Origin of the sequence: Mucilaginibacter sp. RCC_168 (genome assembly GCF_041355315.1) — a bacterium.
GTDB lineage: Bacteria > Bacteroidota > Bacteroidia > Sphingobacteriales > Sphingobacteriaceae > Mucilaginibacter.
The window spans coordinates 1-2,615 of the sequence record NZ_JBFUPN010000060.1; the positions used below are offsets into that span (position 1 = coordinate 1).

The 2,615-nt window shown below is 48.1% G+C and carries 1 protein-coding gene; it reads left to right on the top strand.

Features of this window, described 5'->3' with window-relative positions:
- A partial coding sequence (locus tag AB6735_RS27935) for a condensation domain-containing protein (protein WP_370999468.1) occupies nucleotides 1-2,615 on the top strand: 2,615 nt, incomplete at both ends.

Here is a 2,615-nt window from a genome sequence, read left to right on the forward strand (position 1 = left end):
GTTGAGCGCGTTGGCATACACGATAACTTCTTCCAGCTCGGCGGACATTCACTCCTGGCCATGAGACTCGTTTCTTCCGCCAGAAGGGAAATCGATGTAGAGCTGGGCATCGGCACGGTATTCAATAATCCGACCATTGCATTACTTGCCGGTTATATAGCCGCAACGGATGCTGCACCTGCCCTGCCTGCGATCATCGCCGCTCCCCGCCCCGAGAAGATTCCTTTATCTTTTTCTCAGGAAAGGTTATGGTTCATCGATGCACTGGAGGGTAGTTTGCAATATCATCTCCCTTTTGTATTAAGACTAAAAGGTGAACTGGACACCCTTGTCCTTGAAAAAGCATTGAGAACCATTGTAAACCGACATGAGGTCCTCCGCACGGTGATCGCGGAAGAAGATGGCATGGCTTACCAGCGCATACTGGATAAAGACGGTTGGAAACTGGGATCCGCGAATGATTTTGTTTACCGGGATGAAGCTGATTTAACTGATAAGATCGAGAAGCTCATCGCTGCTCCCTTTAACCTGGCCGCGGATTATATGCTCCGGGGCGACCTGATCAGGGTCGGCGAAGCTGAGCATGTATTGCTCGGAACCATGCACCATATCATTTCAGACGGATGGTCTATACCCATTTTGGTCAATGAACTGACGGAACTTTATAACGCTTTTACTGCAGGCCGCAATTACCAACTGCCGGAATTACCCGTCCAGTATGCCGATTACACGATCTGGCAGCGGGAGTACTTGTCAGGGGACGTCCTCAATAATAAGATGGCCTACTGGCAGCAGCAGCTTGCTGGGCTACAGGTCCTTAATCTCCCAACGGATCATACCAGGACTCCGCTACGAAGCAGTAAGGGCGCAGCAGCGGGTTTCCGCCTCGACAAGGAACTTACCGCAAGCCTGGAAAGAATGAGCCTGGACAACGGAGCTACCCTGTACATGACTTTATTATCCGCCTTCAACATATTATTGCATAAATACACTGGACAGGATGACATCTGTGTCGGTAGCCCCGTAGCCGGGCGACAGATGCAGGAGGTAGAAGGACTCATCGGGTTCTTTATCAATACCCTCGTTTTACGTAACCGGATATCACCGGGAATGTCTTTCCGAGAGTTCCTCCTCCAGGTGAGAAAGACAACTCTGGAGGCCTATGCCAACCAGGAGGTGCCTTTCGAAAAGGTCGTCGAGGCTGTGGTAAAGGAAAGGGACATGAGCAGAAGCCCGCTCTTTGATATCATGTTTGTCCTCCAGAATAATGCACAGGCGGACAGTCTTGAAAACGGGCTCGCCGGATTGTCGGTATCATTTGAAGGCAACCAGGACAATACGTCAAAGTTTGATATGTCTGTTACCCTGCGGGAGAACCCCGCCGGGATAAGCGGAGAAATAAACTACAACAGCGATCTGTATGACCGGGAAACGGTACAAAGGATGCTCACGCATTATGAGCGTTTGTTGCAGGCTGTTGTAGCAGACCAGAACCAACCACTGGAAGAGCTGCAGATGATCACCGATAGCGAGCGCCGGCAGCTCTTATTCGAATTCAATGATACCGCAGCGGATTATCCGAAGGATAAAACAATAGTGGACCTCTTTTACCAGCAGGCGGATAAGACCCCTGATAGTATTGCCGTTGTGTTCGGGGACGAAGAGCTCACCTATCGGCAACTCGATGAACGTTCCAACCAACTGGGACATTTTCTCCGTTCAAAAGGGGTCCGCGAGGATAGCCTGGTCGTCATCTGTGTCGAGCGTTCCCTGGAAATGATCATCGGCATTCTCGGTATATTAAAAGCCGGAGCCGCTTATGTCCCCATCGACCCTGATTATCCCCAGGACCGTATCGCCTACATGATCCAGGATACCGATGCTAAGATCGCGCTAACCGCAGGTGCCGTTCTGCTCCCGGATGAAGATGGGCTTCTCGTTATCAATATCAATACCGAAAAACACCTTATCGATACACAGCATATCCAAAAGGTTAAAACTAAACTCCTCCCATCCAACCTCGCTTATGTCATCTATACTTCCGGTTCTACCGGATGGCCGAAAGGCGTTATGATTGAGCATAGCGGTTTTGTAAATATGACGCTTAGCCAGGTGTTACTTTTTAAATTAAATGAAGATAAAATTGTCCTTCAATTTGCCTCATTCAGTTTTGACGCATCATGCTCAGAAATATTTACAACACTAATAAGCGGGGGCAGGTTAATCATACCCACAAAAGAAACGCTTTTATCGGTTGATTTAATCACAACGTTAATAGAAAAATTTAAAATAGATATTTTAACTATCCCGCCTTCTTACCAGTTACAAATCAAGGGAAGCTTAAATAATATTAAAACAATAATATCAGCGGGGGAAAATTTAAATCGAAATTTAACAAAAGAATTTCAGTCGGCGGGAATCAATGTAGTTAATGCATACGGCCCTACTGAATATACAGTATGTGCAACCTTTGCGCCAAACCCGATACTAAACGATGCTATTTTGATCGGCCGTCCGATAGCCAATACCCAGATATACATCCTGGGGCCGGATCAGGGACTGGTGCCTGTTGGGGTAACCGGTGAGATCTGCATCAGCGGGGCCGGATTGGCGAG